Origin of the sequence: Paenibacillus sp. 276b (assembly GCF_900107875.1) — a bacterium.
Lineage (GTDB): Bacteria > Bacillota > Bacilli > Paenibacillales > Paenibacillaceae > Paenibacillus > Paenibacillus marchantiae.
Map to the genome: position 1 here is coordinate 585,460 of NZ_FNRR01000002.1, position 26,907 is coordinate 612,366.

24 protein-coding genes are annotated in these 26,907 nt (G+C 46.7%); 20 read left to right on the forward strand and 4 right to left on the reverse strand.

All coding sequences use genetic code 11. The features are described from left to right. The first annotated feature begins 17 nt into the window (after positions 1-17). From BLV50_RS13445 to BLV50_RS13460, 4 genes are all read left to right on the forward strand, one after another. Positions 18-2,168 carry a hypothetical protein gene (locus tag BLV50_RS13445; RefSeq protein WP_090808181.1) on the forward strand — a complete coding sequence of 717 codons (2,151 nt, stop codon included), beginning with the start codon at positions 18-20 and terminating at the stop codon, positions 2,166-2,168. Between the two features lie 203 nt (positions 2,169-2,371). Beyond that, positions 2,372-3,283, forward strand: a complete 912-nt coding sequence (locus tag BLV50_RS13450; RefSeq protein ID WP_371129257.1) for a TadE/TadG family type IV pilus assembly protein — start codon at positions 2,372-2,374, stop codon at positions 3,281-3,283. An 8-nt stretch (positions 3,284-3,291) separates the two neighbouring features. After that, the gene (locus tag BLV50_RS13455) at positions 3,292-3,804 is read left to right on the forward strand and encodes an A24 family peptidase (protein WP_090808186.1); all 513 of its coding nucleotides are present in this window, start codon (positions 3,292-3,294) and stop codon (positions 3,802-3,804) included. Between the two features lie 26 nt (positions 3,805-3,830). After that, a complete protein-coding gene (locus BLV50_RS13460; RefSeq protein WP_090808188.1) occupies positions 3,831-5,747 on the forward strand; it encodes a DUF6382 domain-containing protein in 1,917 nt (638 codons plus the stop codon). On the opposite strand, the gene BLV50_RS13465 is transcribed toward BLV50_RS13460, so the two are convergent. Together BLV50_RS13465 and BLV50_RS13470 are read right to left on the reverse strand one after the other, a co-directional pair. After that, entirely contained in the window at positions 5,736-6,647 is a 912-nt protein-coding gene (locus tag BLV50_RS13465) for a TIGR01777 family oxidoreductase (protein WP_090808190.1), read from the reverse strand. The two genes, BLV50_RS13460 and BLV50_RS13465, sit on opposite strands and share 12 nt — an antisense overlap. A gap of 157 nt (positions 6,648-6,804) precedes the next feature. Further along, positions 6,805-7,275 carry a DUF2621 domain-containing protein gene (locus BLV50_RS13470; RefSeq protein WP_090808192.1) on the reverse strand — a complete coding sequence of 157 codons (471 nt, stop codon included), beginning with the start codon at positions 7,273-7,275 and terminating at the stop codon, positions 6,805-6,807. 170 nt (positions 7,276-7,445) lie between these two features. On the opposite strand from BLV50_RS13470, the gene BLV50_RS13475 reads away from it, so the two are divergent. Beyond that, a complete protein-coding gene (locus BLV50_RS13475) occupies positions 7,446-8,573 on the forward strand; it encodes a deoxyribonuclease IV (protein ID WP_063564407.1) in 1,128 nt (375 codons plus the stop codon). A 22-nt stretch (positions 8,574-8,595) separates the two neighbouring features. Further along, positions 8,596-9,489: a formyltetrahydrofolate deformylase gene (purU, locus tag BLV50_RS13480; RefSeq protein WP_063564406.1), complete on the forward strand. Its 894-nt coding sequence runs from the start codon at positions 8,596-8,598 to the stop codon at positions 9,487-9,489. A gap of 79 nt (positions 9,490-9,568) precedes the next feature. Here the strand turns inward: purU and BLV50_RS13485 are convergent, their stop codons facing one another. Continuing rightward, positions 9,569-10,069 carry a hypothetical protein gene (locus tag BLV50_RS13485; protein WP_090808194.1) on the reverse strand — a complete coding sequence of 167 codons (501 nt, stop codon included), beginning with the start codon at positions 10,067-10,069 and terminating at the stop codon, positions 9,569-9,571. 433 nt (positions 10,070-10,502) lie between these two features. Between BLV50_RS13485 and tkt the strand changes: the two genes are divergently transcribed. From tkt to BLV50_RS13510, 5 genes are all read left to right on the forward strand, one after another. Further along, positions 10,503-12,545, forward strand: coding sequence for a transketolase (gene tkt, locus BLV50_RS13490; RefSeq protein WP_063564404.1), 2,043 nt, complete (start codon positions 10,503-10,505; stop codon positions 12,543-12,545). 141 nt (positions 12,546-12,686) lie between these two features. Then, on the forward strand, positions 12,687-13,004 hold the full coding sequence (locus tag BLV50_RS13495; RefSeq protein WP_053781719.1) for a pyrimidine/purine nucleoside phosphorylase: 318 nt from the start codon (positions 12,687-12,689) through the stop codon (positions 13,002-13,004). A gap of 186 nt (positions 13,005-13,190) precedes the next feature. After that, positions 13,191-14,546: a glucose-6-phosphate isomerase gene (locus BLV50_RS13500; protein ID WP_063564402.1), complete on the forward strand. Its 1,356-nt coding sequence runs from the start codon at positions 13,191-13,193 to the stop codon at positions 14,544-14,546. Between the two features lie 164 nt (positions 14,547-14,710). Continuing rightward, positions 14,711-15,343 (forward strand): YigZ family protein, encoded by a 633-nt coding sequence (locus BLV50_RS13505; RefSeq protein ID WP_063564401.1) that lies wholly within the window; start codon positions 14,711-14,713, stop codon positions 15,341-15,343. Positions 15,344-15,348: 5 nt separating this feature from the next. After that, entirely contained in the window at positions 15,349-15,951 is a 603-nt protein-coding gene (locus tag BLV50_RS13510) for a TetR/AcrR family transcriptional regulator (protein WP_063564400.1), read from the forward strand. A 193-nt stretch (positions 15,952-16,144) separates the two neighbouring features. Here the strand turns inward: BLV50_RS13510 and BLV50_RS13515 are convergent, their stop codons facing one another. Next, the gene (locus tag BLV50_RS13515; protein WP_090808196.1) at positions 16,145-16,546 is read right to left on the reverse strand and encodes a secondary thiamine-phosphate synthase enzyme YjbQ; all 402 of its coding nucleotides are present in this window, start codon (positions 16,544-16,546) and stop codon (positions 16,145-16,147) included. 363 nt (positions 16,547-16,909) lie between these two features. Between BLV50_RS13515 and cysT the strand changes: the two genes are divergently transcribed. The 9 genes from cysT (at position 16,910) to BLV50_RS13560 (ending at position 26,854) form a co-directional block, all read left to right on the forward strand. Further along, the gene (cysT, locus tag BLV50_RS13520; RefSeq protein WP_063564398.1) at positions 16,910-17,725 is read left to right on the forward strand and encodes a sulfate ABC transporter permease subunit CysT; all 816 of its coding nucleotides are present in this window, start codon (positions 16,910-16,912) and stop codon (positions 17,723-17,725) included. Then, a complete protein-coding gene (locus BLV50_RS13525) occupies positions 17,722-18,519 on the forward strand; it encodes a sulfate ABC transporter permease subunit (protein WP_063564397.1) in 798 nt (265 codons plus the stop codon). The genes cysT and BLV50_RS13525 overlap by 4 nt, the downstream gene beginning before the upstream one ends. 1 nt (position 18,520) lies before the next feature. Beyond that, positions 18,521-19,585: a sulfate/molybdate ABC transporter ATP-binding protein gene (locus BLV50_RS13530; RefSeq protein WP_063564396.1), complete on the forward strand. Its 1,065-nt coding sequence runs from the start codon at positions 18,521-18,523 to the stop codon at positions 19,583-19,585. Positions 19,586-19,641: 56 nt separating this feature from the next. Beyond that, positions 19,642-20,706 carry a sulfate ABC transporter substrate-binding protein gene (locus BLV50_RS13535; protein ID WP_072734270.1) on the forward strand — a complete coding sequence of 355 codons (1,065 nt, stop codon included), beginning with the start codon at positions 19,642-19,644 and terminating at the stop codon, positions 20,704-20,706. 223 nt (positions 20,707-20,929) lie between these two features. Then, positions 20,930-22,537 carry an ABC transporter substrate-binding protein gene (locus BLV50_RS13540; RefSeq protein ID WP_090808198.1) on the forward strand — a complete coding sequence of 536 codons (1,608 nt, stop codon included), beginning with the start codon at positions 20,930-20,932 and terminating at the stop codon, positions 22,535-22,537. A 454-nt stretch (positions 22,538-22,991) separates the two neighbouring features. Continuing rightward, entirely contained in the window at positions 22,992-23,942 is a 951-nt protein-coding gene (locus BLV50_RS13545) for an ABC transporter permease (RefSeq protein ID WP_064639956.1), read from the forward strand. Between the two features lie 7 nt (positions 23,943-23,949). Next, positions 23,950-24,795 carry an ABC transporter permease gene (locus tag BLV50_RS13550; protein ID WP_053781729.1) on the forward strand — a complete coding sequence of 282 codons (846 nt, stop codon included), beginning with the start codon at positions 23,950-23,952 and terminating at the stop codon, positions 24,793-24,795. A 101-nt stretch (positions 24,796-24,896) separates the two neighbouring features. Continuing rightward, the gene (locus tag BLV50_RS13555) at positions 24,897-25,922 is read left to right on the forward strand and encodes an ABC transporter ATP-binding protein (protein ID WP_090808200.1); all 1,026 of its coding nucleotides are present in this window, start codon (positions 24,897-24,899) and stop codon (positions 25,920-25,922) included. Continuing rightward, positions 25,919-26,854 (forward strand): ABC transporter ATP-binding protein, encoded by a 936-nt coding sequence (locus BLV50_RS13560; protein WP_063564391.1) that lies wholly within the window; start codon positions 25,919-25,921, stop codon positions 26,852-26,854. Before BLV50_RS13555 ends, BLV50_RS13560 begins: the two co-directional genes overlap by 4 nt. The last annotated feature ends 53 nt before the right edge of the window (positions 26,855-26,907 follow it).

The window sequence follows — 26,907 nt, forward strand, 5'->3', positions numbered from 1 at the left end:
AATCTGGAGCCGTAACCGTGTTCTTGATCTTGATTTTGGCTGGAATCTTTATGTTTGTTTCCATTTTCATTGATTATGCACGTATTGCTGCTTTCAAAGTACAGGCAGAACGAATGACGCATGCAGCGATGAGATCTGTGATGTCAGCCTACGATACTTCCTTGCGGGAGTATGGTCTATTTGGATACGGTGACAGCAGTGGTGACTCCATTATGGCCAAGGTGCTGAATGATAGTGTGAAGCCCTCGGCTGTGAAAGATGGGTTTCCCATTCTGGATATCCAATGGGATACGACTTCACTAAGCATGGAGCGTGAACTGGGCAGATACGATATTTTTAATCGCCAGATCCAGGAGGATATGAAATATCGTGCGCCGGTTGATTTTACCCTGGAAGTGGTCAACCGTTTTAAGCCGATGTCAGAAGAGATGAAAGAAGCTGCTCATACCGTGGATCTGCTCAAAAAATTGCAAAAACTGTATGACAAACGTGAGGAATTGCTGGACGAAGCAATAGCCAATCAGACGGAATCCGCCGATAAGCTGAAGGGTCTGCCTGCACTGATCATGAATCCGCCCTCCTCTGCCATTTACGATGAGATGTTAAGAGAGACGCCAGAGACAGCTGCCGAAGCAGCGGCGCGTTATGCGGATTATCTTAACAAAAAACAAATGGATGAGGGGCTGCCATTTAACCAGCAACAGTACATGCTAGAGCTAGCTCGTTATCGGACAGGTGTAGGGAATGTGGCGACAGGCATAAGCACGATCATACAACCAGCATTGCAGGCACACCAGACAAAATTGGAGGAAGCCCAAGCTAAGATTGAAGAAGCTCGCAAGATCAATGAGGAAATGAAGCAGGTAATCGCTGAAGGGGAGAACCGTTCACAGAATGCCAGTTATGAAAACGTAGGCAACTCAACGCTGCCTGGGACGAGCCCTCCGTCTACCGGATCAGGAAGTGAAGCCAAGAGTACACGCTCCCTTGCTTCGGAACTTGTAAGAGCAGACACGCTGTTTGATCAGTTAAATGCACATGTACGCTCACAAAATTCGGATTTTACCAATGTCAGAAATGACAGTATGGAGCTTAATACGCAGCTTCGCACTGTTACGGTAATGAGTGGTGTTTTCATTAAACCAGCGGTTAGACAGGCTAGTCAGGTCACGGAACGATACATGGACACTTATGTAAGAAGTGGTCCCTCCAATGTTATTCTCCAAAGCAAACAGCTGTTGGAGAGCGGTCGCGGATCTGATGCCCAGCGCAAAGCGAATGATAAGGAATCCAAAGGGAAGTTGAAGGAAGTTAAACGCATATTGTCACAAATCGAAAAGGGGAGCTCCGGCTCCGTGGAAGCCTTCAAACAATTGGAGGAGTACTACAACGCCAACATCGCTTTTAACCAAGCGAGCCGTGAAGAAGCCAAGAAGGCAGAGATTGCTGGAGATCCGTATGACTCCGGTGGTGACGCAATGAACGGAATGGACAGTTTGTTCGGAGGAATGTCTAATTTGCTGGATAGTTTTGGCGATGAGTTGTTCCAGAATGAGTATGCACTGGCGTATTTCAACTCAATGGATTTTGGACAGTTGTTGAGCTGGACTGAAGGTAGTGGAGATGCTGGTGAAGTGTTCAAACTGGAAAATCAGGAACTGGAGTACATCGTCTATGGTTTCCATAATCCTTCTGGGAACATTGCCGCTGCGTATGCGGAGATCTTTGGCATGCGTCTGGCGATTCGAACTGCAGAAGGACTAATTGAGAATAGCAAGCTTGGGAATCCACTACTTGTATTATCTGCTGCAATTTTATACGGAATTACAAACGCTATAGCAGATATGGTGAAACTGGCTAAAGAAGGTAGTGTGGAATTGTCCAAATATATCAAAGTCAAGCTTACATACAGGGACCATCTGCGTTTGTTCCTATTAATGCATAGCAACAATGAACGCAAAATGTCCAGAATGTTGGCTTTGATCCGATTGAATACCGGCGTGAATCCGGATGAGAAGCAGACATACGCTTCAGGAAACATGCGCAGCAGTATTAAATTGTGGTTTTTACCAGGAGTCACAAGAAGTATAGGTGCTCTCATGGGTAGTGCAGACCAGGTAGAGGATGGGCGATTTTTCATTGATCGAAAGGCCGATTATTCCTATTGAGTAATCTGGGTCGTTTCGGTGGAGGGATTATGGATAAGCAGCATCTGCAGGAAAAAATATTGGCACGATTACAGAGTCGACTTACACGAGTGCGTAGACTGGAAAGATTAAAGTCTCTGACTGAGCAGACACATTCAGTTTCCAAAGTGCGTTTTCCAAAAAAAGAAGGTTCTCCAAAAAAGACGGGTTCATCAGAAAAGGAAATGGGCAGCATCGTTTTGGAAGCCTCACTGGTTTTGCCTGTATTCCTGTTCTTTGTCATGTTCCTCATTTACATCGTACAGATGACGTTGGTATCAACAGCATTGCAGAGCACGGCAGGAGAGGCAGTAAAGCAGTTATCCACGAAAATATATCCGGTCTCCCTTGTATTCAGCCCCTCTGATTCCGCAGATGGTGAAGGTTCGGAGGGTGGGTGGAAAATACCGGAGTTGTCACTGACGGAATGGGCCGAAGAGTACGCCTCTTCACTGCCAGAGCCGCTAAGTGATTGGGTACGTGCAGCTGCTGCCAGGGGTGAACAACCGTTACAGGAGGTAAAGACATCCGTTCTTGAGACAGTACTTGATCCTACCGTTAAACCGCTGCTTGAGCCTTTTATTAATACTTCTGTACTAAATGTAGAGCGTGTGCATGTTAATGGTGTTTCCATACCTGATCTCAAAAATAAAACGAATCCTTACTTCAGGCTTGAATTGAGCTATGAATTGCCTGTTAAAGTTCCCTTTCTAGGGAAGTCTTTACGCATTCAAGCGGCTGCGGCAGAACGGGTATGGATTGGAGATACCGGAGAAGGCTCCAACAGTAGTGGGGGAGACACGGATTCAGCTGGAGCAGCAACCGTACTATCCAAGCCGGAGCCAGCATACATAGGCAACAACGCGACAATTAAGGTTCAAGTGGAGCCCGGAGCTACAGCGAACTTAACGATATTTTACAAGTCCGGTGAAAGTTCAGCCAAGCATATCGGGTGGGCGACTGCTGACGAAAATGGTGTGATTGAGTGGAACTGGTTTGTTGGTACACGTACAACGGAAGGCACATGGACATTTGTTGTAGAGACTGCGGATGGTGCCAAGACGGTGACCGAGTTTAATGTGGCTTCCAGAAAATAAGGAAGGAGATGGTGGAGGTGGAGTGGTTTTACCTGGCCTGTAGTCTGTATGTGATTGCAGCTTTTGTTACAGACGTTCGTTCGATGAAAATACCAAATCGTTTAACCTTACCAGTGACTGTCGCGGGAGTTGTGGCCCATATCATCTGGGGAGGATGGGAGGGGGCTCTATTCTCAGCAGCCGGATTCGCGATCGGGTTCGGTGTCTTATTTCTAATGTATCTGATCGGCGCAGTGGGTGCGGGAGATGTAAAATTGTTTGGAGGAATTGGAGCTTGGACAGGACTGGCCTTTGGCGTTCACGTTATTATTTACTCCGTTTTGTACGCAGGGGCAATTGGATTAGTCATTCTCTTATTTCGCAGGGATTCAGCGAAGCGGATTCGTGGCATGGCAGGAAATCTTGCCGGTTTCTTCATGCTCGGTTCGCTCAAGCTGGTCAATCAGGAAAAGACATTGAAGTTTCCTTTTATGCTGGCCGTATTGCCAGGATTCATTAGCGCCTATATCTACATGATTTAACTAAGCAATGGAAAGAGAGGATTGGCATGTATGGATTAACGAGAGATTTCATTCGAAACGGCGGATCGTTTATGGTTTTGGAGAAAGCGGAAGGGCTGCGAATGGACGAACTGAGCCGTGTGCAGACGGGCATGTTGTCTTCCAATCAAATTCCCCGACTTCTTCCCGTTCATATTCGAGAGGTAGACCGAAATGTAACGTTACAATACGATATTTCAGGATATAAGATGTTACCTCAAATGTTGAAGTTGGGAAAAATCAAGCTGCGTGTGTTATATGGTCTATTGTTTCAGCTGGCAGATACGTTTACAGAGTGTAGACAATATATGTTGGATTCGCGTAAATTACAGATTCAGGAAGAGTACATATTTATCAATGGTTCACTTGAACTGGGAGAGCTTGGCTTAGTATATATTCCAATTGTCGATGCAGTTGAGGTAGATCCGACGCCTCAGCAATTCCGCGAACTGGTTATTAGGTTAATGGCCCATGTTCAGGAACTTCAGGGCGAAGGGATTCAGCGTGTCCTCCAGCTATGTGAGATTGAACAATGGGATATTAGACAACTGCGTGAACTTTTGCTTGAATTATATGCTGATGAGCAGAGTGGTTCAGGCCAGGCAACGTTTATGTCTTCACGTGGGTCATCCGGCTCAACTGACAGTAAATTAGGAATGCCACTTTCTGCAGTTCCGGAGCAGGGAAATGATCTGTTTTCCAATAGAAGTGGGCAAGATCAGTATCGTCAGTTGGATCGAAATGGCGAAGCTGGGCAGCAGTTAAAATCAAATCATCAACCGAGGATATCTACTGCGGAGGATGACAAACCACTTAACAAACCCTTTTCAGGATTTTCGGGCAGACGTTCACCGATAGAGTCCTCATTGCAAGCGAAAGGTGTTACGAATCCGTCACAGCGCCAAATGTTTGATTCAATACAGGACGATGATATGGAAAAGGACGAGAAGGACAAGAAGCAGGATTCTTCCAAAACGACCTATATCATTCTGGGCTGTATGATTGCCATCGCGCTGGTATGGAGATTCATCTATATGGAACAACCAGGGCAGACACAAAAGATTCTATCTGCAGCATTAAGTGCTGGCTTGCTTGGGATCGCGGGTTGGGCATGGGTGACCAAAGGAAAATTCGAAAATTCGAAATCCAATTTTCTACGCAAAAAGATGCCGAATGAAGAATATGCAGATGGCGAATTACAAGAGGGCTCTACCAATAAGAAATCTGCTTTTTTTGGATTGGGAAGAGGCAAAGGTAAGCAGAAAGAAAGCCAAGAAGAGATGTTTCAGGAGAGCTGGCGTTGGAATGCAACTGAAATGTCACCAGAAGGTAACACCTATGGACAAGGTTACACGAGTCAACAGAGCTCTGGTGATATACAAAATGCTCAATCAGAACGGGGGCAATCTATTGAATCCAGGTCATCTGTAGCAGGAAATTCTCGCTTTCAAAATCTACATATACCATCTGAAGCTTCTGATGAACCTCTCGTTCAGCATACTGTCGAATCCGTGGCTGCAACATCGGAGCTCATTCGTCATCATGCGGCGGCTGATGCTACAGTAAATTTGCAGAGTGTTGCTGGCGGAAGCATTACGGGAGCAGGTCTAGTAGTACCTTCCTTTTATCTTGAACGCAGATCAGCAACAGGGGACAAAAATGAACGGATGGATGTCCGAGGAGCATCGTTTGTTATTGGCCGATCGGCGGACATGGTCCAGTGGGTAGATTCAGCAACCGGTGTGTCCCGTGCTCATGTGGAATTGAGCCGGAACAAATCGGGCTATGTCATTAAGGATTTGGGTTCTGTGAATGGAACCATTCTCAAGGGCGATGTTCTTGCTCCGTACAAAGAATATCCATTGGAAGATGGGGATACCTTTACGTTAGCTGAGTCTGTTTACACGTATCGATCAGTCGGATAGACCCCGGTGTTTTAGATCTTCCAGTGCATCGGTTAATGTAGGAAAGGTGAACTGGAATCCGTGATCCAACGCTTTTTGCGGGATAACCCGCTGTCCTTGAAGCAGCACGACAGAGAGTTCTCCGACCAGTGTTTTGATCAGAATTCCGGGTACGGGGAACCAGTGCGGACGATGATACACTTTGCCTACCGTGCGTCCGAATTCATCGTTGGTTACCGGGTTGGGCGAAGAGGCGTTCACCGGACCGGAGATTTCTTTATTTTGGATCGTGAAATCAATCAAACGCACAATATCCATAATATGAATCCAACTGGTCCACTGTTTGCCACTTCCCACCCTGCCCCCAACACCAAGCATATAAGGCAGTTTCATTAATGGAAAAGCACCTTTTTTATGACCAAGCACGAGGCTAACGCGGATTTTCACAAGTCTCACATGTTTGATGGCATCAGCAGCAACTTCCCATTGTTGAGAAACGCGGGATGGGAAATTCACCGATTTTTGAGGACTGTTCTCATCAAATGTTTCTGTAGGAGAGGTGCCATAGATTGCCATGGCAGATGCCTGTACGACCACCTCTGGTTTGTGTTCCAGTGAATCTATCAATTTGGCTACGTGTGCTACAGTAGTCACTCTGGATTCAACAATCTCCAGTTTCGCTTTTGTTGTCCAACGTTGATTCAACGTTTCTCCAGCCAGATTCACCAAGGCATCCATTCCCTCCAGCAAATGAGGCTGTTCCTCTACCTGTTCCCATGAGACATAAGTAAGGTTTTGGCTGGGATTATGTAAATTCGGCAGTTTGCGTGTAATAACTTTCACATGGTGGCCTGTCTGAAGCCAGTAATCAACGAGTGCTCCTCCGACAAAACCGGTACCTCCGCAAATCGCAATCTTCATCTTGGCGACCTCCTTGTTATTTTGACTATGCTGACATGTAATATTGGATCGACAAACAGCCCCGGGCGGTAAGCACTGCCTTGCTGGGAATGACTTACCTGACGGAGCATGTTTGCAAATATGTAAGCCTAATGCATGTTCGGCTGTATTCCATTTTCTATTTATTCATCAAATGTTTATAAGGCGAATAGTCAATTTGGTTCTTCTCCAAAAATTTCACCAGAAACTTATTATCCCGCTTCGGTGTGGCTATAATGTATCCTTTAATGCAATGATCTCTGGATACTTCAGGTGCATTATTTTCGTACGCAATTTTGCCGATTTCTGCTGCAATGGAATGTTTGGCGATATCTCGAAATGGGCCAGGAACAGGCTCCACAAGCTGGTCGAGAAAAGCTTTTGCTTCATCTGTCCATAAATGACGGCTGGTTTCAACCCAGTGGTTCTGCCAATCGAGTTTGGACTTCCCGTCTGCCTTCGGAAGCACTTTCAAAAACTTGCGCATCATAAAAAATCCGCCAACACACATACTTCCAAGCAAAAGAACGGTCCAGAATGCGATCGTGTTCATAAACCAATTGCTGGGGGAACTACTAGTCAACGTCCAAACGTAGGAGCCGAAAATCATTGCGGAGTCACCTCGGTTTATTGATTTTCACGGAAAGACGGATTCCGCCCACCCATGTTCCAAATTACAGCTGTAAAAAATAGCCTATATCCCGAATTATAGCGCATTTCTAGATTTATTTCGATAATCGCGTTAGAATAAGGGATAATTCAGAAAAAGGGGGATTAATGATGCTTAAAATCGGCTCCCATGTGTCCTTTTCGGACAAGGGATTATTGAGTGCAACGAAGGAAGCGTCCTCGTACGGTTCCAGTTCGTTTATGATATATACAGGTGCACCGCAAAATACCCGCCGCAAGCCTATTGAGTCCATGTTTATTGAGGAAGGCAAGCTTGCGATGCAAGAGGGCGGAATGGAAGATATCGTTGTCCATGCGCCATACATTATTAACCTCGGATCCTACAAAGAAAACACGTATGAGCTGGCCGTGAGTTTCCTTCAGGAAGAGATTCGTCGTACACATGCGATTGGTGTCAAAAATATCGTGCTGCATCCCGGCGCATTTACGGACAAGGATGCTCATTACGGCATCGGACGTATTGCTGAAGGCTTGAATGAAGTGCTAGACGGAGTGAAAGAGACGGATGTGAACATCGCTCTGGAAACGATGGCTGGCAAAGGAACTGAAATGGGCCGCAGCTTTGAAGAGATCGCTCAGATCATGGAGAAGGTTACACACAATGAACGCCTTACTGTATGTATGGATACATGTCACATTCACGATGCGGGTTATGATATCGTGAACGACCTGGACGGTGTTCTTGAACAATTTGATCGTACGGTAGGGCTTGACCGCATTGCCGTAATGCATATTAATGATAGTAAGAACCCTGTGGGTGCGCACAAGGACCGTCATACACCGATTGGCTCTGGCTGGATTGGTTTTGAGGCGATTAACCGCATCGTGCATCACGAGGCTCTTCAGGGACGTCCGTTTATTTTGGAAACGCCTTGGATTGGTAAAGAAGCCAAAACTCAGCGTCCTATGTATGAAGTAGAAATTGCATTGCTTCGCGGGGATGTTGCTGGTCGATTTGGTCCCGAGTTCCTGACAGAAGTGGAACAATTGCATCATTTCTTCAAAGGAAAAGAGATTGAGTCCCGTTCATATGTTCTGGATATCTGGACACTGCTCAAGAATGATGCCAAAGCGAAGAAAGCCGATCCACGTGAGCCGTTGGAACGTCTGTATGACCTCGTGGCTGAAGCCGCATTGTTCCCGCATTTGAATGAAGAACAACTGAATCATCGTTTGATCGCCTGGCTTGCAGGCAAAGAAATTTTTGTCACGGCCTAGTTGAAGGAGGAAAAATAACCCGATGGAGATTCACGCTAAACAAGTACGTCCTGATGTTAAAAACCGCGCCGATCGGGCGCGGATGCTCATTTCCTGTCCGGATGGACCGGGAATTGTTGCCGCAGTATCCCATTTCTTGCACCAGCATGGTGCAAACATTGTACAGTCGGACCAATACACAATGGACCCGGCTGGCGGCATGTTTTTTATGCGGATCGAGTTCGATCTTCCACAATTATCGTTGAACCTGCCTAAGCTGGAAGCTGATTTCGAAGAAGTGGCAAACCGTTTCAAAATGGATTGGAGTCTTTCTGCGGTTAGCCGCAAGAAGAAACTTGCCATCTTTGTATCCAAGGAGGATCACTGTCTGGTTGAGCTGTTGTGGCAATGGCAGGCTGGCGATCTGGATGCAGACATCGCGCTTGTTGTGAGCAATCATCTGGATATGAAGGACTATGTAGAATCATTTGGCATTCCTTATCACCATATTCCGGTTACAGCGGATACGAAGAAGGAAGCGGAACAACGCCAGTTGGACGTCATTGGTAATGATATCGACGTGATTATTCTTGCGCGCTACATGCAGATCATTTCTCCGATGTTCATTGAGCATTACCGCAATCGTATTATTAACATTCATCACTCGTTTCTGCCTGCCTTTGTCGGCGGTAAACCGTATGCCCAAGCGTACAACCGAGGTGTCAAAATTATCGGTGCGACAGCTCACTATGTTACGGAAGAGCTGGATGGCGGACCGATCATTGAGCAGGACGTTCAGCGTGTAAGCCACGGGGATGATGTAACCGAGTTGAAACGCATTGGACGTACCATTGAGCGTGTAGTTCTTGCTCGTGCCGTTAAATGGCATGTTGAAGACCGTGTACTGGTTCATGAAAATAAAACCGTTGTGTTTTAAGCTAATGCTTTAATACTGCGCAAGGTTGATTCGTAAAGATACAGTTCAGTTCTATTCCGAAAAAAGAAAAGGCGGTCCCCTATTCATGTCTGAAAGGGGGATCGCCTTTTTGGTTGTGCTTCTGGCTGTGCTTCCATACATGACCGCACCAACCAACGACCACGCCAAATAACAGATGCCCTGTCAGCCAGTAAAGTATCGCTTTTATATCATATAGATCAGGCACACGACTCGACAGCTGGGAGAGTGGAATATACAGCAGGGAAGAGAGAGCGCCGATCAGGACGCCTTTGGATATCGGATGACCTGAACGCTGAATCCACCATATGTAGAAGTTGCCAATGATTATGGAAACGATAAGATGCAGCCCAAATTCAATGAACTCAGGTAGCGTGGGCGGAAGCCATGGAACAAAATCAATGTTCAGCAGCAAGGTATAGACTTTTTCACCAGTGTAAGTCTGAATAGCCTTTAAAAAGAACCCGAGCACCAGTCCGGATGTAAGACCTGTTAAAACCCCGGCTTTCCAGGGTAATATGTGCTTTAGCGAATTTGTTGACTTAGCCAAATGTTCCGGCATATGTGAATCCTCCTTTCCATATGAAGTACAGCCTGATGTGCACAAAAGTCCGATTTTTCCAATCATGATCAAGGACCATTATATGCAAAATCAACTTCGATATCTAAAAAGAGTATGGTTTTCCGCTTAAAGGTTATACTTCATCCGATGGATTTGCGATGCTGGCTGAGCTAGAAGATATGCTGAAATGCTCAGTATGACACTCTTTTTGCGCAACTGGAAACAAATCCCTCGTCATAATCAGCCGAATTTTCCCGATCTTCTAAAAGAAGGTTATGGAAAACCTTCACGCCAAGTGATACAATACAAAAGTGAATAAGTCAAAATGAAACACTCAAGCGGATTCACTTATTGTGAAATTCGGTTTGCTTGTATGATGAGAGGGATTCGCTTGCGCAACCCGACTTATCTAAAGACATGAGGAGGACAAACCATGACTGACAAGAACGAAGCGATTCAAAAGGAAGAGAACAACACCATCGACAACCTGTCGATCACTACCGTACGTACACTGGCGATTGATGCAATCGAGAAGGCAAATTCCGGACACCCGGGAATGCCTATGGGCTCCGCTCCAATGGGGTACCAACTTTTTGCAAAAACGATGACACATAACCCGGACCACCCAACTTGGGTTAACCGGGACCGTTTTGTTCTGTCCGCAGGACATGGCTCCATGTTGCTGTACAGCTTACTTCACCTGAGCGGGTATGACCTGCCTATGGAACAATTGAAACAGTTCCGTCAATGGGGAAGCAAAACTCCGGGTCACCCGGAATTCGGACATACTGCAGGCGTTGACGCAACAACTGGACCACTGGGCCAAGGTATTGCAATGGCTGTAGGTATGGCTATGGCTGAAGCTCAACTGAGCGCAACATATAATAAAGACAAATTCAACGTAATCGACCACCACACTTACGCAATCTGTGGTGACGGTGACTTGATGGAAGGTGTATCCCATGAATCAGCTTCCCTGGCTGGACGTTTGCACCTGGGCAAATTGATCATGTTGTTTGACTCCAATGACATCACTTTGGATGGTAAATTGAACCTGTCTTCTTCTGAAAGCATCGCGAAGCGTTTTGAAGCTTATGGCTGGCAAGTGCTGCGCGTTGAAGATGGTAACGATCTGCCTGCAATCCAGAAAGCAATTGAGGAAGGTCAAGCAGATACGCTTCGTCCTACACTGATTGAAGTTAAAACTGTAATTGGTTACGGTAGCCCGAACAAACAAGGTAAAGGCGGCCACGGCGGTACTCACGGATCTCCACTGGGTGCAGACGAAGCTAAATTGACTAAAGAGTTTTACAAATGGGTTTACCAGGAAGATTTCCACGTTCCAACTGAAGTTCGCGAACACTTTGCACAAGTGAAAGATCGTGGTATCTCTGCTAACAAAGCATGGGACGAGAAATTTGCTGAGTACAAAAAAGCATTCCCTGAGCTGGCAGCTCAATTCGAAACGGCAATCAATGGCGATCTTCCAGAAGGTTGGGATCGCGATCTGCCTAAATATGCAGCAACAGACAAAGCTGTATCCACTCGTGTAGCATCCGGTAATGCACTGAACGGTTTGGCTCATAACGTGCCACAACTGACAGGTGGTTCTGCTGACCTTGAAAGCTCCACAATGACTCACTTGAACAACCTGGAGAACTTCTCACCTGAAGATTATTCCGGTCGCAACATCTACTTCGGTATCCGTGAATTCGGTATGGCTGGAGCAATGAACGGTATGGCACTGCACAGTGGTGTGAAAGTATTCGGAGGTACATTCTTCGTATTTACAGACTACCTGCGTCCAGCTGTTCGTCTGGCTGCCCTGATGGGTCTGCCTGTAACGTACGTCCTGACTCACGACAGTATCGCTGTTGGTGAAGACGGTCCTACTCACGAACCAATTGAGCAATTGGCATCCCTGCGTATCATTCCTAACCTGACAGTTATTCGTCCGGCTGACGGTAATGAAACTTCTGCAGCATGGGCTTACGCGCTTGAGAACAAGAGCAATCCGGTTGCACTCGTACTCACTCGTCAAAACCTGCCGATTCTGGAAGGTACCGTTGAAGGTTCACGTGAGAATGTGAAACGTGGTGCGTATGTTGTCTCTGATGCAAAAGAAGGCAAAGCTGTTGCCCAAATCATCGCGACAGGTTCCGAAGTGCAACTGGCTGTCAAAGCTCAAGCAGCACTTGCTGAACAAGGCATCCAAGTTCGTGTAATCAGCATGCCGAGCTGGGATCTGTTCGAGAAACAGGACAAAGCATACAAAGAATCCGTCCTGCTTCCAGATGTTAAAGCGCGTCTGGCGATTGAAATGGCTCACCCAATGGGTTGGGAAAAATATGTCGGCGACCAAGGCGACATTCTCGGAATCAACACATTTGGTGCATCCGCGCCTGGCGACCGTGTTATCCAAGAGTATGGTTTCACTGTGGAAAACGTGGTTAGTCGCGTAAAAGCATTGCTGTAATAGCTTGAAAAATGCTGTAGGAAGGACAGTTTAATTTCTGTCCTGCCGAGCAGCAAGTGATTTCCGGCAGAGAATGGGCGGGCAACCGCCTTGATCTGTTTTGCCTTTTGTTTTGATTAACTTCAGGGGGAGCGGGTACGCATGTCACAGTTTGATCAAGTCAGTGTAGTGAAAGAGGCCAACATTTATTATGAGGGCCAGGTAACGAGTAGAACGGTTATTTTGGGGGATGGCAGCAAGGTGACTCTGGGTATTATGCTTCCAGGTAGTTATGAGTTCGGTACAGATTCCCGTGAGATTATGGAAATACTGTCCGGCGATCTGAGAGTATTACTTCCCGGAGAAGAAGATTGGCAAGAGATTCAAGGTCAAGCTACGTTCCACGTGCCTGCCGAATCCAAATTTAAACTGGAGATACGCAGCGTTACCGACTACTGCTGTTCGTACCCGGCGGAATAATACAAGAAGGGTAACCAGAACCGCGACTCGCGGATTCGGTTAACCCTTTTTGCTTCTTAAACTCTAACGACAAAGTTCGTGCTACAAGCTTGTCAGCCCTGTGGATTTGAAGTATCCTTAGGCTAAGTTGTTTAGTATGGAAAACGGAAAAAAATACGCTACCGATATCAGGAGGTTTTATAGATCATGGCAAAAAAAGTGAAGTTTGACTACAGCACTGCCCTGCAATTTGTCAATCAACATGAAGTGGACTATTTCGCTGAACCGATTCGTTTGGCTCACGAGCAGCTCCACAACGGAACGGGAACGGGATCGGATTATCTGGGCTGGATCGACCTGCCTACCGCTTATGACAAAGAAGAGTTCTCCCGTATTCAAAAAGCGGCTGCTAAAATCCAAAGCGATTCTGAAGTACTGATCGTCATCGGTATTGGTGGATCATACCTTGGTGCACGTGCAGCGATTGAGATGCTTACGCACTCTTTCTACAACAATCTGCCTAAAGACAAACGCAAAACGCCTGAAATCTACTTTGCAGGAAACAACATCAGCTCCACGTATGTAACTCATTTGCTGGATCTGGTTGAAGGTAAAGATTTCTCCGTTAACGTTATCTCCAAATCCGGTACAACAACGGAGCCAGCGATTGCTTTCCGTATCTTCCGTGCAGCACTGGAGAAAAAATACGGTAAAGAAGAAGCTCGCAAACGTATCTATGCAACGACAGATAAAGAGCGCGGCGCACTGAAAAAACTGGCGAATGAAGAAGGCTATGAATCCTTCATTATCCCGGATGATGTAGGTGGACGTTACTCCGTTCTGACGGCTGTAGGTTTGTTGCCAATCGCAGCAGCTGGCATCAGCATTGAAGAAATGATGCAAGGTGCGGCTGACGCTTCCAAAGAATACAGCAACCCGAACGTAGCTGAGAACGAAGCATATCAATATGCAGCTGTTCGTAACGCACTGTATCGCAAAGGTAAAGGAACAGAAATCCTCGTGAACTACGAGCCATCCTTGCACTTTGTATCCGAATGGTGGAAACAGCTTTACGGAGAGAGTGAAGGTAAAGACTATAAAGGGATTTATCCTGCATCCGTTGATTTCTCGACTGACTTGCACTCCATGGGTCAATTCATTCAAGAGGGTAGCCGGAACATCTTCGAAACTGTGATTCAGGTTGCTGAAGTATCGGAGCATATTTCGATCCAAGCTGACCCGGATGATCTGGATGGTCTGAATTTCCTTGAAGGTAAAACAATGGACTTTGTTAACAAAAAAGCGTTCCAAGGAACACTGCTTGCACACACAGATGGTCAAGTACCAAACTTGATTGTGAACATTCCAGATATGTCTCCATATTCTTTCGGATATCTGGTATACTTCTTTGAAAAAGCATGCGGCATTAGTGGTTACCTGCTAGGAGTCAATCCATTTGACCAACCAGGCGTGGAAGCTTACAAGAAAAATATGTTCGCTTTGCTGGGCAAACCAGGCTTTGAAGAAGAGAAAGCAGCGCTGGAAGCGAGACTTTCTGAATAATTCATCGGTCTGCTCATATAGTTAAATAAGGTAATGTAATTACATTCGGGGAGTCATTGTGAAGCAATGGTTTCCCGGATGTTAAACCAAGGCAGTTCGTCCGCGTGCGCGCGGGGAACTGCTTTCTTGTAAAATGGATCAAATTGGTGGAAAGTTGGATAGGGATGATTGAACGTTATCGCACGGTTCGAGGACCGGGCAATCTGGAAATTGTAATCAAAAAGTCGCGATTTATCGGTCATATTATGCCGGTCACGACAGAAGAAGAAGCCAACGCTTTTATTGATGAAATCAAGAAAAAACATTGGAATGCTACTCATAACTGCTCCGCATACATAATTGGTGAGCGGGATGAGATCCAGAAGCAATCCGATGATGGCGAACCAAGCGGAACCGCTGGAAAACCGATTCTTGAAGTCATCAAAAATCAGCAATTGAAGAATGTGGCTATCGTTGTTACACGTTACTTTGGAGGAATTATGCTTGGAGCAGGTGGGTTAATTCGCGCTTATACGGATGGAGCAGTTGCAGCCATAGAAGCCGGGGAAGCGATTACCAAAGTGCTCCATCGTGAAGTGTTTGTTGAACTGGATTACACATGGCTGGGCAAAGTGGAAAATGAATTAAGGAGCCGGGAAGTCCGTACAGGTGAAACTGGGTTCACCGATAAGGTTACGTTGACTTGTCTTCCGCCGGATAGTGAAACCGAGGCATTTGTGGCCTGGATCACAGATTTGACGCAAGGGCAATCCCGGATCACGGAGGGACAGCGGCTTTATTTTATTGAAGGGGAATAAAATATATGGCTAGAAGAGCAGTCGAACAGGAGTTGTCGAGGGAGCGGATACTGGAGGCGGCAAGGCATCTTTTTATTACCAAAGGATACCGTGCCATTTCGATGCGAAGCATCGGCCAGCATCTAGGCTATAGTCATGGGTCGCTGTATTATCATTTTAAGGAAAAGGCAGAGCTGTTTTATGCCATCGTGGTTGAAGATTTCAATCATCTGGGGCATTTGCTGCTGCAAGCCATGGTCAGGCCAGTCATGGGCGGCGTGAGCAAGGTGGAACATATCATGATGGAGTTTATTCGTTTTGGTTTGGAGAATCCGTATCAGTACGAGATTATGTTCATGATTCGGGATGAGGAATTGCTATCGTATTGTCGTACGGAGCAAGGAAGATGCTTTGAATTGTTCGCCTCCATTATTCGGCAATACATGAATGAAGAGGGCTGTACGGAAGAGGATATTCAATGTGTACCACGTACGCTGTTTTTGTCCATGCACGGATTCATATCGTATTATATTCAGGACCGTTTAACCTTTGCAGAGATTGAATCGGCTGCGTTATCTCATGTCAAAGTACTCTGCCGTAATCTCCAACACCAGCCTGGCGTCCAATAAGGCGCTTTTGTCGCACTCCACACTTCAGGGCGGTGAATTGTCATAACATTAATTCTTTATAACGTTGTCTCGCGAAAGTTTTTGCGCGAAGAAGATCATTACAGGCGGGTTACATCCCTAGAATAGGGTGGGCCGCCTGTTTGTTTTTTATTTCAATCAATGGCAAATCATTAGAAATGGGGTTGAAATGGAGCTAACCTTCTATGATTTTAAGAAAATATTCCCGTTGACGAGGACCATCAAATTCGCAAAAATAGATGCCCTGCCATCTGCCAAGCAGTAATCTGCCCTCATGTATAATCACCGTTTGTGATGGTCCGGTTGTGATCGATTTCAAGTGAGAAGCCGTATTTCCTTCAGCATGCCGATATTCGGGATGTTGCCAGGGGTATACCTCGTTTAGACGAAGCAGCACGTCATGTTTGACATCCGGGTCTGCATTTTCATTAATTGCAATGCCTGCTGTCGTATGTGGACAATAAATCAATACAGTCCCATTCTGCACACCGCTGTCACGGACAACCTGCTCTACTTCCCGCGTAATATCCTTCATCTCATCCCGTCGGGATGTCGATAAATTCTTCGTATATAACATATTACTCCACTCCTTCGCTCCAAATTGTTCCTCTAGATTGTACCTTAACCATTACATACCGAACAAACCACTTAGATAAAGGGGATCAAAGAAATCTGGGGATAACAGCGATCGGAAGGTTGTTCTGGCCGCGTAGTGGCGAGTGTAATTTTTATAAAATCCATCTCATAGGTACGCCGATTTTATTCAATAAAAGCATTGACGATTAGCACTGCAAACTGGTAAAGTATCAGATAAGCAAAAACCAAGTAGACTAATGGGAATAATATTAAAGTAATAAAATCCAACTTAGGAAAATGGTTGTACCAAAGCAGGAAGACTGCCGACCGGACATAGAACCGGAGGCTGGGAGGGAATGCAGCAATGAATACCGTTCTTCGTCACAAGGGATGGACTTGGGGATTCCGCAGTACCGTATTGCTATATTTTATCGTACTCATTGTACTTCCAATCATCGGTGTGTACGTCAATTCCTTCTCTGAAGGATGGAGCAACTTTATCCAAAGTATTATGGACCCAATTGCATGGAAAGCCGTGCTGTTAACGATCCGGCTGGCTGTTATAGCTACGGTGATTAACGTCATTTTGGGAACCATGATTGCCTGGGTGCTGACACGTTATCGCTTTTTTGGGAGGTCGTTCCTTAACAGTCTGGTAGATCTTCCTTTTGCTCTTCCAACAGCCGTTGGTGGCCTGATGATTATGCTACTCCTGGGTCCGATCAGTGCCATTGGCAAACTGGCGGAATCCATGGGGTTTGAAATTGTGTTTCACCAGCCTGCGATTGTGATCGCAATGACCTTTGTTACGTTTCCATTTGTCATCCGTGCGGTGCAGCCTTTGCTCGAAGAGATCGATCCTTCGGAGGAAGAGGCATCCTACACGATGGGAGCATCGAAGGCGCGCACATTCAGGCAGGTCATTCTTCCGTCCATGGCTCCGGGCATGATTAGTGGGGGAATGCTCGCATTCTCCAGAGCACTGGCCGAATTCGGGGCTGTTGTGCTGGTGGCAGGCAATATTCCGGGAAGAACATTGACGGCTTCCGTATTTATTTACGGCGAGATCGAAAGTGACAATCCAACCGGAGCCGCGGCCGTGTCCGTACTGCTCTTAACACTCTCCTTCCTGATCCTCTGGCTCATTAATCTGGTGCAGATGCGGGGGAGAAGACGATGAGGCGACTATTAATCGGACTGACGTTTGTGGTGTTCATTGTACTGCTGATCATCCCGCTTGGACGTATTTTTATTGGTGCATTTGAAGACGGGGCAGGAGGATTCCTGGATGGGCTGTTGCGCCCTGAGGCGCTGCATGCCTTGATGATGACAGGACTTGTTGTACTTGTCGTCACACTGTTAAATACATTGTTTGGCGTTATGATGGCTATCTATCTGGTCCGCGCCGGATGGCTGAGTGACCGGGTGAAAGGGCTGCTGAACAGCATTGTGGATCTGCCCTATGCCGTATCGCCCGTCATTGGCGGATTGATGATTGTACTACTGCTGGGTCCCAACAGCATTATGGGCGCTTTTTTTGAAGGAATTGGATTTAATGTGGTGTATGCCTTCCCGGGTATGGTCATTGCAACGTTGTTTGTTACTTTTCCATTGATGGTTCGAGAGGTGATGCCTGTCTTGCAGGAGCTTGGATCTCAGCAGGAAGAGGCTGCGTCAACGCTTGGTGCATACGGCTGGAGAACGTTCTGGAGTGTTACCTGGCCTTCCATCCGCTGGGCGGTTGTGTACGGTCTTGTGCTGACGGTTGCCCGCTCGCTTGGGGAATTCGGTGCAGTGCTGGTTGTATCGGGTAACATTATGAACAAAACGCAGACGGCAACAACGCTTGTATATCAGGATGTAGAGAATTTTAACGTAGCTGCCGCAAATGGTGTGGCATTGGTACTGGTTACCTTTTCCGTCGGGCTGCTGCTTATGATGGAATGGGCCAAGAAGCGAAAGGAAGTGCATTGAGATGCATGTTGAAGTCCGTGATCTGAACAAACATTTCGGTGATTTTCATGCGGTAAAAGATGTCTCGTTCGATATTGCCAAAGGCCATCTAATCGGTTTGCTGGGACCCAGCGGAGGTGGGAAAACATCCATACTGCGTATGCTGGCAGGGCTGGAGAATCCGGGTTCCGGAGAGATTCGTTTTCACGGAAAAGTCGTAAACCATCTGCCTCCGCAGGAGCGGGGAATCGGATTTGTATTTCAGAACTATGCTTTGTTCAAACATATGACGGTATTTGAAAATATCGCCTTTGGGCTCAAGGTTAAAAAGACACCCAAAGCCCAGATCCGTGATCGGGTCATGGAGCTGGTGGAATTGACGGGGCTGAAAGGTTTCGAACAGCGTTATCCACATCAGTTGTCTGGTGGACAGCGTCAGCGCGTCGCTTTTGCCAGAGCATTAGCTCCGGAGCCACAGCTGCTGCTGCTGGATGAACCTTTTGCCGCTATTGATGCCAAGATCCGTCAGGAATTGCGTTCGTGGCTGAGAGAGCTGATTGAGCGGGTAGGCATCACTTCGATCTTTGTAACCCATGACCAGGATGAAGCGATTGAAGTTGCCGATGAAATCATGATTATCAGCCAAGGGCGCTTGGAGCAGAAGGGTACGCCATGGGATATTTACAAAAATCCAGAGACGCCATTTGTTGCTACATTTATCGGGGAATCTACCGTTGTGGAGGATGCTTCACAGCTCAAGGGCTTCGAACATGCGGTGGAAGGAGAGCGCACACGTGCATTGATCCGGCCTGAGTATATCGAGATCGGTTTGAAAAACGAGTTTAGCATGCTGTCCGCTACTGAAAAGGGTACAGTCAAACACCTTCATTTCCGTGGAAGTGAATGGATGGTGGAAGTGGAAGTTGAGGGCCATAAACTCATTACGTATCGATCCCTGGAGAAAACAACGCTGCAAGTCGGCCAACAGATTCGAGTGCTTGTGCATCGGGCATATCTGTTCAATGATACCCATAGCTGGGTTGTTGAGAACCGATTGAAGGAAGATCCAATGCCGGTCATCATCTAATCAGAACATCATTTAATTCAGGAATGATCCTTATTTTTGGAAAAGAGGGGCTGCCCATGCAGACGAGGAAGAAGAAATTCAACCCTTTATATGTTGTCCTCATACTTCTGCTCGTCTGCATGACCGTTGGATGTAGCAAGCAGGAAGATGTGAGCGGACAGAACGGAACCTCGACGGACGACCAATCCAATACGCTGGTAATCGGTGCTTACAGTGTAGCCAAAGACGCCGTCGGAGAATTGCTGCCCAAATTTCAGGAAGAATGGAAGGCAAAGACCGGACAGACGGTTCACTTTCAGGAATCCTATGAAGCTTCTGGCACACAAGCCAGAGCCATTGTTGGTGGATTCGAAGCTGATGTTGCGCTACTCGCGATGGAAAGTGATATCGACAAGCTGGTCAAAGCCGATTTGGTCAGCTCCAATTGGAAGCAGGCTCCGAATAAAGGCATGATCACCCGTTCCATTGTAGTTCTGGGTACAAGAGCAGGCAACCCGCTGGGGATTCGTGATTTTGAAGATTTAACCAAGCCGGGTGTTAAAGTGCTTTATCCTAATCCCAAGACGTCAGGCGGAGCACAGTGGGACATTAATGCCATCTATGGTGCAGGGTTGAAGTTATCTGAGAAGGAGCAAGGCAAGAAAGATCCTGCCGTGGCCAAAGCTTTTCTGGAAAAAGTACATGAGAATGTCGAGTCACTGGATAAGAGTGGTCGATCCTCCATGGCGGCTTTCGAATATGGCGTGGGTGACGTGATCGTCACGTATGAAAATGAATTGCTTGCCCGGATTGCCAAGGGTGTAAATTATGACATCGTGGTTCCCAAAAACACGATCCTGATTGAAAATCCGGCAGTTGTCGTGGACAAATATGCAGGTAAGCATGGCAATCGTGAATTGGCGGAGGCTTTTGTAGCCTATCTACGAACACCGGAAGCACAGCGCATTTTTGCCAAGCATGGTTTCCGTTCGGTAGACCCTGAAGTGTTTGCAGAGACGAAGTCCTCGTTCCCAACGCCAGAAGGTCTGTTCGATATTAACTACCTCGGCGGATGGGACAAGGTACGCAGTACACTATATTCCAAACGAGGCGTATGGTACCAGGTGTTAGCCGGGTTGTAAGCCCGTACGAGCATCGTCCTGTTATTGAATTTCAGAAGATGAATTGTCATCCAAACCTTCATTTCACTACACAACGTGAGCTGGAGGTTTTTTGCATTGCTAGACAATAATGTTATTTCATTTAAACCCGATAGGTTAAGTTGGAAAAAATCGTTGCAATTTGTCGAATCCTTGCCTATACTATCTAACAGAACGTTAAATTACAGCGAGGGGAAATATCATAATGAAATCGAAAAAAATGTGGCTGTCATTGATGCTGGTTCTGGTTGTGGCAATCATGAGTGCATGCGGAAGCAGCGGTGACGGAACAAGTTCTTCGTCTAATAACGCAGAAAATACAGCAACAACGGATGATGGGCAACCGAAAGACGGAGGAAGCATCATTATTGCCGTTCAGGACGATCCTAAAGTGATGAATCCGATCTACGCGGGTGACCGTGTAACGTTGACGATTGATCAATCCTTATATGCTCCACTGTTCAATGTGAATGATGGCAAAAAAACGTATGTGCTCGCAGAAAGCGACAGCTTCTCTGATGATCACCTGACGTATACATTGAAGCTGAAAGACGGTCTGAAATGGCATGACGGACAGCCTCTGACAGCGGATGATATTGTGTTTACAATGGATAGCATCCTTGATGAGAAACAGCACAGTTCTTCCCGTAGTCAGTATGTTTTTGATGGCAAACCGGTTAAAGTAACCAAGATCGATGACCTGACGGTAGAATTCAAATTGCCGGAAGTATCTGCTGCTTTTGAAGGAGCATTGGTTTCTTTCTCTCCAATCCCTAAACACATTTTCGAAGGCGAAGCCGATATTGAGAAAAGCGACAAAAACAACAACCCGATCGGTTCCGGTCCGTTCAAGTTCAAGGAATACCGTCCGGGCGAATACGTAACACTGGAACGTTTTGATGACTACTTTGCAGGCAAAGCTCATCTGGATAGCGTGACGTATCGTGTAGCGAAAGATCCAAATGCAGCGAACCTGGCTTTGCAAAACGGCGAGATTCAAATGCGTATGGTCGACACACAGGATTACAACAAATTGAACGACACAGGCAAATTCAACATGCTGACTTACCCAGAAGGCCGCTTGCAATACATGGTGTTCAACCTGAACGTGCCTTCGATGCAAAAGAAAGAAGTTCGTCAAGCCATCGCTTATGCTTTGGATAAAAATGAACTGATCACCGCTTCGTATTCCTCAGCTGATTTTGCTGAACCGGCTCCGTCCATTCTCACACCGGACACGCTGTACCAAACGGATGATGTTGAGAAATACGACTACAACGTGGAAAAAGCAAAACAATTGCTGGCTGATGCAGGCGTTAGCAACCTGAAATTGCGTCTTGCTTACACAAATACGAACAAACCACAAACAAGCCAAGCGCTGTACATACAGCAAAAGCTGAAAGACGTGGGCATTGAAGTGGAATTGCTGCCGATGGATGGAACGGCTTATGGTAACCGTACATTGGACATGAACAATACAGACTTTGAATTGTCCTTTGGTGGATACATCATGGGTTATGAGCCAGATGCTTATAAATCTCTCTTCCTGAGTGATGCGGCATACAACTACTCCCATTACAAAAATGCTGATTTCGACAAGCTGTGGAATGAAGCAGCCGTTCAAATTGACGAAACTAAACGTGGTGATTTGTACAAACAAATCCAACAAACTGTAGCAAACGAAATGACTGTATATCCAATCGCCTACACGAAAGCTGTAGTGGCTGTGGATAACACATACGGCGGCGTTGAAGATGCAAATCCAAAACCAGTCGTTATGCTTGAAGATCTGTCCAAAATTTATAAAAAATAATCATATAGAATGAACGTATTGTTTGAACCTTTGAGATTCACAAAGAACGTAGAGAGCAGAAAAAATCTGGAGAAACGCCTTTATCACTGAATTTCTTCGTACTATATATGTTCAACTAAACATTTACACAATAACGGAGAGGACAGAAATAACCTGAAGAAGCAAAGCGTTCGCCTTTATCCCCAGATTTCCCCTTTTTATAAAGGAATCAAAGAAATCTGGGGGTAACAGCGATCGGAAGGTTGTTCTGTCATCGGAGTGTCAGTGTAAATATTCATTAGTTGAAACTTATATAGAATACGAAATCAAGAAATCTGGTGATAACAGTGATCGGAAGATTGTTCTGCCATCGGAGTGGCCGATGTGAATCCTTTGTTCAATCCACTTGCGTTCATTCTATATAACAAGCCAATAACGCCGGCCGCGAGGCCGGCGTTGATTCGGAGGTGCCCATGTGAACAACTATATTGTCCGAAGGATCGCACAAGCGATCCCTCTTCTTTTTGTAATCTCCATCGTATCGTTCACCTTGATCAAGCTGGCGCCGGGCGATCCGGTGCTTTCCTTTGTTACCCCAAATATGGGGGCAGAAGATGTGGAGCGTATTCGGCAAAACCTCGGTCTTGATCAACCGATGTACGTGCAATATGTCGTATGGCTCAAAAATGTACTGTCTGGCGACCTTGGTTATTCACTGGTGAACCATCGCCCGGTTGCCGAAATGATTGTTGAACGCTTGCCCGCTACATTCGGATTGATGGGGGCATCGCTATTATTATCTTTGCTGATTTCTATTCCGCTGAGCATGATTGCGGGTTCGCGTCAGAACAGTCTGTTTGACCGTGGACTCAGCTTAATCTCGTATATCGGGATATCGATTCCTAGTTTCTGGTTCGGTATGATGCTGATCTATTTCTTTGCAGTAGAGCTGCACTGGTTACCAAGCATGGGTATGCGAACGGTTGGTATGGACTCCGCATGGGATATTATCAAACACGGCATTTTGCCATGTACCGTATTGACCTTCATGAACGTGTCCGTGTACATGCGGTATATTCGTTCGAATACAATCAGTCAGTTGGAAGAGGACTATGTCCAAATCCAATATGCCTACGGCGCAACCAAAGGAACGGTACTGCTTCGTCATGTGCTCAAAAATGTACTGCTGCCTGTAATCACCATTCTCGGCATGTCTTTGCCGGAGCTGATTGCGGGAGCGTTTATTACGGAGTCCGTTTTCTCGTGGCCGGGGATGGGATCTCTCGGGATTTCGGCCGTTCACGGTTTGGATTATCCAATTATTATGGGCATTACGATGATGTCCTCTGTGCTGCTGGTCGTCGGAAACCTGGTAGCTGATATCTTATATGGCGTGGTAGATCCACGAATCAAGACAACGGGGTGAGACAAAAATGAATTCAATGCGCTGGCGTAATTTACGGACGCAGTTCCGACAGCAGAAACTGGGCCTTGCGGCTGTCATCATATTGGGCATCTTTGTACTCGCATCCCTGTTTGCGTTTCTGTCTCCACATGATCCAAATGAAATTGTAGTGATGGAGCGGCTTCAACAGCCGAGTGCAGATCACTGGTTTGGTACGGACGATTACGGACGGGATTATTTGGCTCGGGCGTTATACGGAGGACGAGTGTCTCTCGCCGTAGGTTTCCTTTCGATGGCAATTGCCGTTATTATGGGAACACTGGTAGGGACGGTTAGTGGTTATTTTGGCGGCTGGGTGGATAATACGTTGATGCGTATTGTTGACGTGCTCATGTCGATTCCATCCTTCTTCCTGATGCTGATCCTGAACGCATATCTTAAGCCGGGGATCGGTACAATTATTGTTATTATCGGGGTGCTGAGCTGGATGAATATTGCCCGGATTGTCAGGGCTGAGGCGATGTCGGTCAAGCAGCGGGAATACGTACTGTATGCGCGTGTATCGGGTCAAAAGCCTGGCCGGATCATCATGAAGCACATTATTCCCAACATTATTCCAACCATTATTGTCGCAGCAACCATCAACATCGCGAGTGCGATTCTGATGGAATCGTCACTAAGCTTCCTCGGACTGGGTGTTAAACAACCGAACTCTTCTTGGGGCAGCATGTTGAATGATGCACAGGGCTTTATTAGTGAAGCGCCGTATATGGCAATTTTCCCGGGATTGTTTATTTTGCTGACGGTGCTGTCGTTTAACTTCCTGGGGGATGTGTTCCGCGTAGCCTTCGAGCCCAAAGCGAACAAGCGATAAATGTTTGAAGTTGAGTTGATCACATAGTGATCCAGTGTGAAATTAATCTTTTAACTTATATAGTCGACAACCCATATCATGTAAACAGCGGGGTGAATACAATGACAGATTTATTATCGGTCAAACAACTGAAAACGTCCTTTGCAACTCGGGAAGGTGAGGTACAGTCCGTCCGGGGTGTGAGTTTTACGTTAAAAGAAGGCGAAGTGGTTGGGCTGGTCGGCGAGTCCGGAAGTGGCAAAAGTGTTACCGCCCGTTCGCTGATTCGACTGATCCAGTCGCCGGGCCGGATTACGGATGGTCAGATTCTGTTCCGTGGAGAGGATCTGCTGACCAAGTCGGACAATGAGCTGCGCAAAATCCGGGGCAACCGCATCTCGATGATTTTCCAGGACCCGATGACATCACTTAATCCAGTGGTTCGTGTAGGCAAACAGATGACAGAGGTCATTCGTCGTCACCGGAAAATGGACAAGTCGGCTGCACGCAAGGAAGCGATTGAGTTGCTGCGGCAAGTGGGCATTCCTTCTCCGGAAGAACGGATTGACCAATATCCACACGAGTTCAGCGGAGGCATGAGACAGCGGGTAATGATCGCCATGGCTCTGTCCTGCAAGCCGGAGTTATTGATCGCGGATGAACCGACGACAGCGCTGGATGTGACCATTCAGGCACAGATTTTACAGCTGATGCAGGAACTAAAAGATTCCACGCAGACATCCATTCTGATGATTACGCATGACCTTGGTGTCGTTGCTCAGGTCTGTACCCGAGTGATTGTGATGTACGGTGGACTTATTATGGAAGAGGGGCCAGTGGAGCGTATTTTCGCTCATCCGCAGCATCCGTATACTCAGGGATTGCTGCGCTCCATTCCGAAGCACGGCGAGGAAGGTGGACGCCAGCGGCTGGCAACCATTGAAGGCACACCGCCCAATCTGCTTCATCCGCCAACCGGATGTCCGTTTATGGAACGTTGCACACACGCCATGGAAGTATGCAAACAGATGCCTAAGTATACCGAGACTGCACCCGGTCATCGAGCGCTATGCTGGTTGCTGGACGATCAAGGTCGGGAACAACAACAAGTACAAACAGGAGCATCGTCAGAGGAGGTGGAGAAATGAGTACAGGAATCGATCAGCGTGAAGTACTGCTGGACGTGCGTGGTTTGAAAAAACATTTTCCGGTACGTGGTGCTGGCAAAGGCAAAGACGTCGTGAAAGCCGTGGATAACGTCAGTTTTCATATTCACAAGGGAGAAACATTTGGACTGGTTGGTGAATCCGGCTGTGGCAAATCAACGACTGGACGCAGCATCGTGAGACTCTATGATGTGACGGACGGAAGCATTATGTTTGGCGGACAGGATGTTGCGAAAATGAATGAACGCCAGTTGAAGCCATTCCGCAAACGGATGCAGACGATTTTTCAGGACCCCTATTCTTCACTGAATCCGGGTATGAATGTTCTGCAGATTATAAGTGAACCCATGGAAATTCATAATTATGCTTCCAAGGCAGAGATGAAGGGGCGAGCGCTTGACCTAATGAACCGTGTGGGTCTTAAACCAGAGCACGCGGAGCGTTATCCACATGAATTCAGTGGGGGGCAGCGTCAGCGGATCAGCATTGCCCGTGCATTGTCGGTGAACCCGGAGTTCATTTTGTGTGATGAGCCGTTGTCTGCTCTGGATGTGTCCGTACAGGCACAGGTGGTCAATATGCTTGAAGATTTGCAGGCAGAGCTGGGACTGACCTATTTGTTCATTGCCCATGATTTGTCGATGGTACGCCACATCTCCAATCGAATCGGTGTGATGTATCGCGGTAAGCTGGTGGAAGTGGCACCAACAGAAGAACTGTACCGTAATCCGGTACATCCGTATACCCAGGCATTGCTGGCAGCAATTCCTGTACCTGATCCAACGGTACGGAACGTTATGCCACCGATCTACAGTGGGGATACCGACCCATCCGCTCGGGGACGGGATGAAGAACCGGAGTGGATGGAAGTTTCACCAGGACACTTTGTATCCGGCTATCGAGACAGGATATAATGGATTAGGAATATCATGGAATAACGATATATAGTGACAGGAAGGTGTGAGGT

Bases quoted from the DNA above. Each gene is read 5' to 3' on its own strand.
- BLV50_RS13450 (WP_371129257.1), top strand. From the start codon at position 2,372: ATGGGCAGCATCGTTTTGGAAGCCTCACTGGTTTTGCCTGTATTCCTG.
- BLV50_RS13455 (WP_090808186.1), top strand. From the start codon at position 3,292: ATGGTGGAGGTGGAGTGGTTTTACCTGGCCTGTAGTCTGTATGTGATT.
- BLV50_RS13460 (WP_090808188.1), top strand. From the start codon at position 3,831: ATGTATGGATTAACGAGAGATTTCATTCGAAACGGCGGATCGTTTATG.
- BLV50_RS13465 (WP_090808190.1), bottom strand. From the start codon at position 6,647: ATGAAGATTGCGATTTGCGGAGGTACCGGTTTTGTCGGAGGAGCACTC.
- BLV50_RS13470 (WP_090808192.1), bottom strand. From the start codon at position 7,275: ATGATTTTCGGCTCCTACGTTTGGACGTTGACTAGTAGTTCCCCCAGC.
- BLV50_RS13475 (WP_063564407.1), top strand. From the start codon at position 7,446: ATGCTTAAAATCGGCTCCCATGTGTCCTTTTCGGACAAGGGATTATTG.
- purU (WP_063564406.1), top strand. From the start codon at position 8,596: ATGGAGATTCACGCTAAACAAGTACGTCCTGATGTTAAAAACCGCGCC.
- BLV50_RS13485 (WP_090808194.1), bottom strand. From the start codon at position 10,069: ATGCCGGAACATTTGGCTAAGTCAACAAATTCGCTAAAGCACATATTA.
- tkt (WP_063564404.1), top strand. From the start codon at position 10,503: ATGACTGACAAGAACGAAGCGATTCAAAAGGAAGAGAACAACACCATC.
- BLV50_RS13495 (WP_053781719.1), top strand. From the start codon at position 12,687: ATGTCACAGTTTGATCAAGTCAGTGTAGTGAAAGAGGCCAACATTTAT.
- BLV50_RS13500 (WP_063564402.1), top strand. From the start codon at position 13,191: ATGGCAAAAAAAGTGAAGTTTGACTACAGCACTGCCCTGCAATTTGTC.
- BLV50_RS13505 (WP_063564401.1), top strand. From the start codon at position 14,711: ATGATTGAACGTTATCGCACGGTTCGAGGACCGGGCAATCTGGAAATT.
- BLV50_RS13510 (WP_063564400.1), top strand. From the start codon at position 15,349: ATGGCTAGAAGAGCAGTCGAACAGGAGTTGTCGAGGGAGCGGATACTG.
- BLV50_RS13515 (WP_090808196.1), bottom strand. From the start codon at position 16,546: ATGTTATATACGAAGAATTTATCGACATCCCGACGGGATGAGATGAAG.
- cysT (WP_063564398.1), top strand. From the start codon at position 16,910: ATGAATACCGTTCTTCGTCACAAGGGATGGACTTGGGGATTCCGCAGT.
- BLV50_RS13525 (WP_063564397.1), top strand. From the start codon at position 17,722: ATGAGGCGACTATTAATCGGACTGACGTTTGTGGTGTTCATTGTACTG.
- BLV50_RS13530 (WP_063564396.1), top strand. From the start codon at position 18,521: ATGCATGTTGAAGTCCGTGATCTGAACAAACATTTCGGTGATTTTCAT.
- BLV50_RS13535 (WP_072734270.1), top strand. From the start codon at position 19,642: ATGCAGACGAGGAAGAAGAAATTCAACCCTTTATATGTTGTCCTCATA.
- BLV50_RS13540 (WP_090808198.1), top strand. From the start codon at position 20,930: ATGAAATCGAAAAAAATGTGGCTGTCATTGATGCTGGTTCTGGTTGTG.
- BLV50_RS13550 (WP_053781729.1), top strand. From the start codon at position 23,950: ATGAATTCAATGCGCTGGCGTAATTTACGGACGCAGTTCCGACAGCAG.
- BLV50_RS13555 (WP_090808200.1), top strand. From the start codon at position 24,897: ATGACAGATTTATTATCGGTCAAACAACTGAAAACGTCCTTTGCAACT.
- BLV50_RS13560 (WP_063564391.1), top strand. From the start codon at position 25,919: ATGAGTACAGGAATCGATCAGCGTGAAGTACTGCTGGACGTGCGTGGT.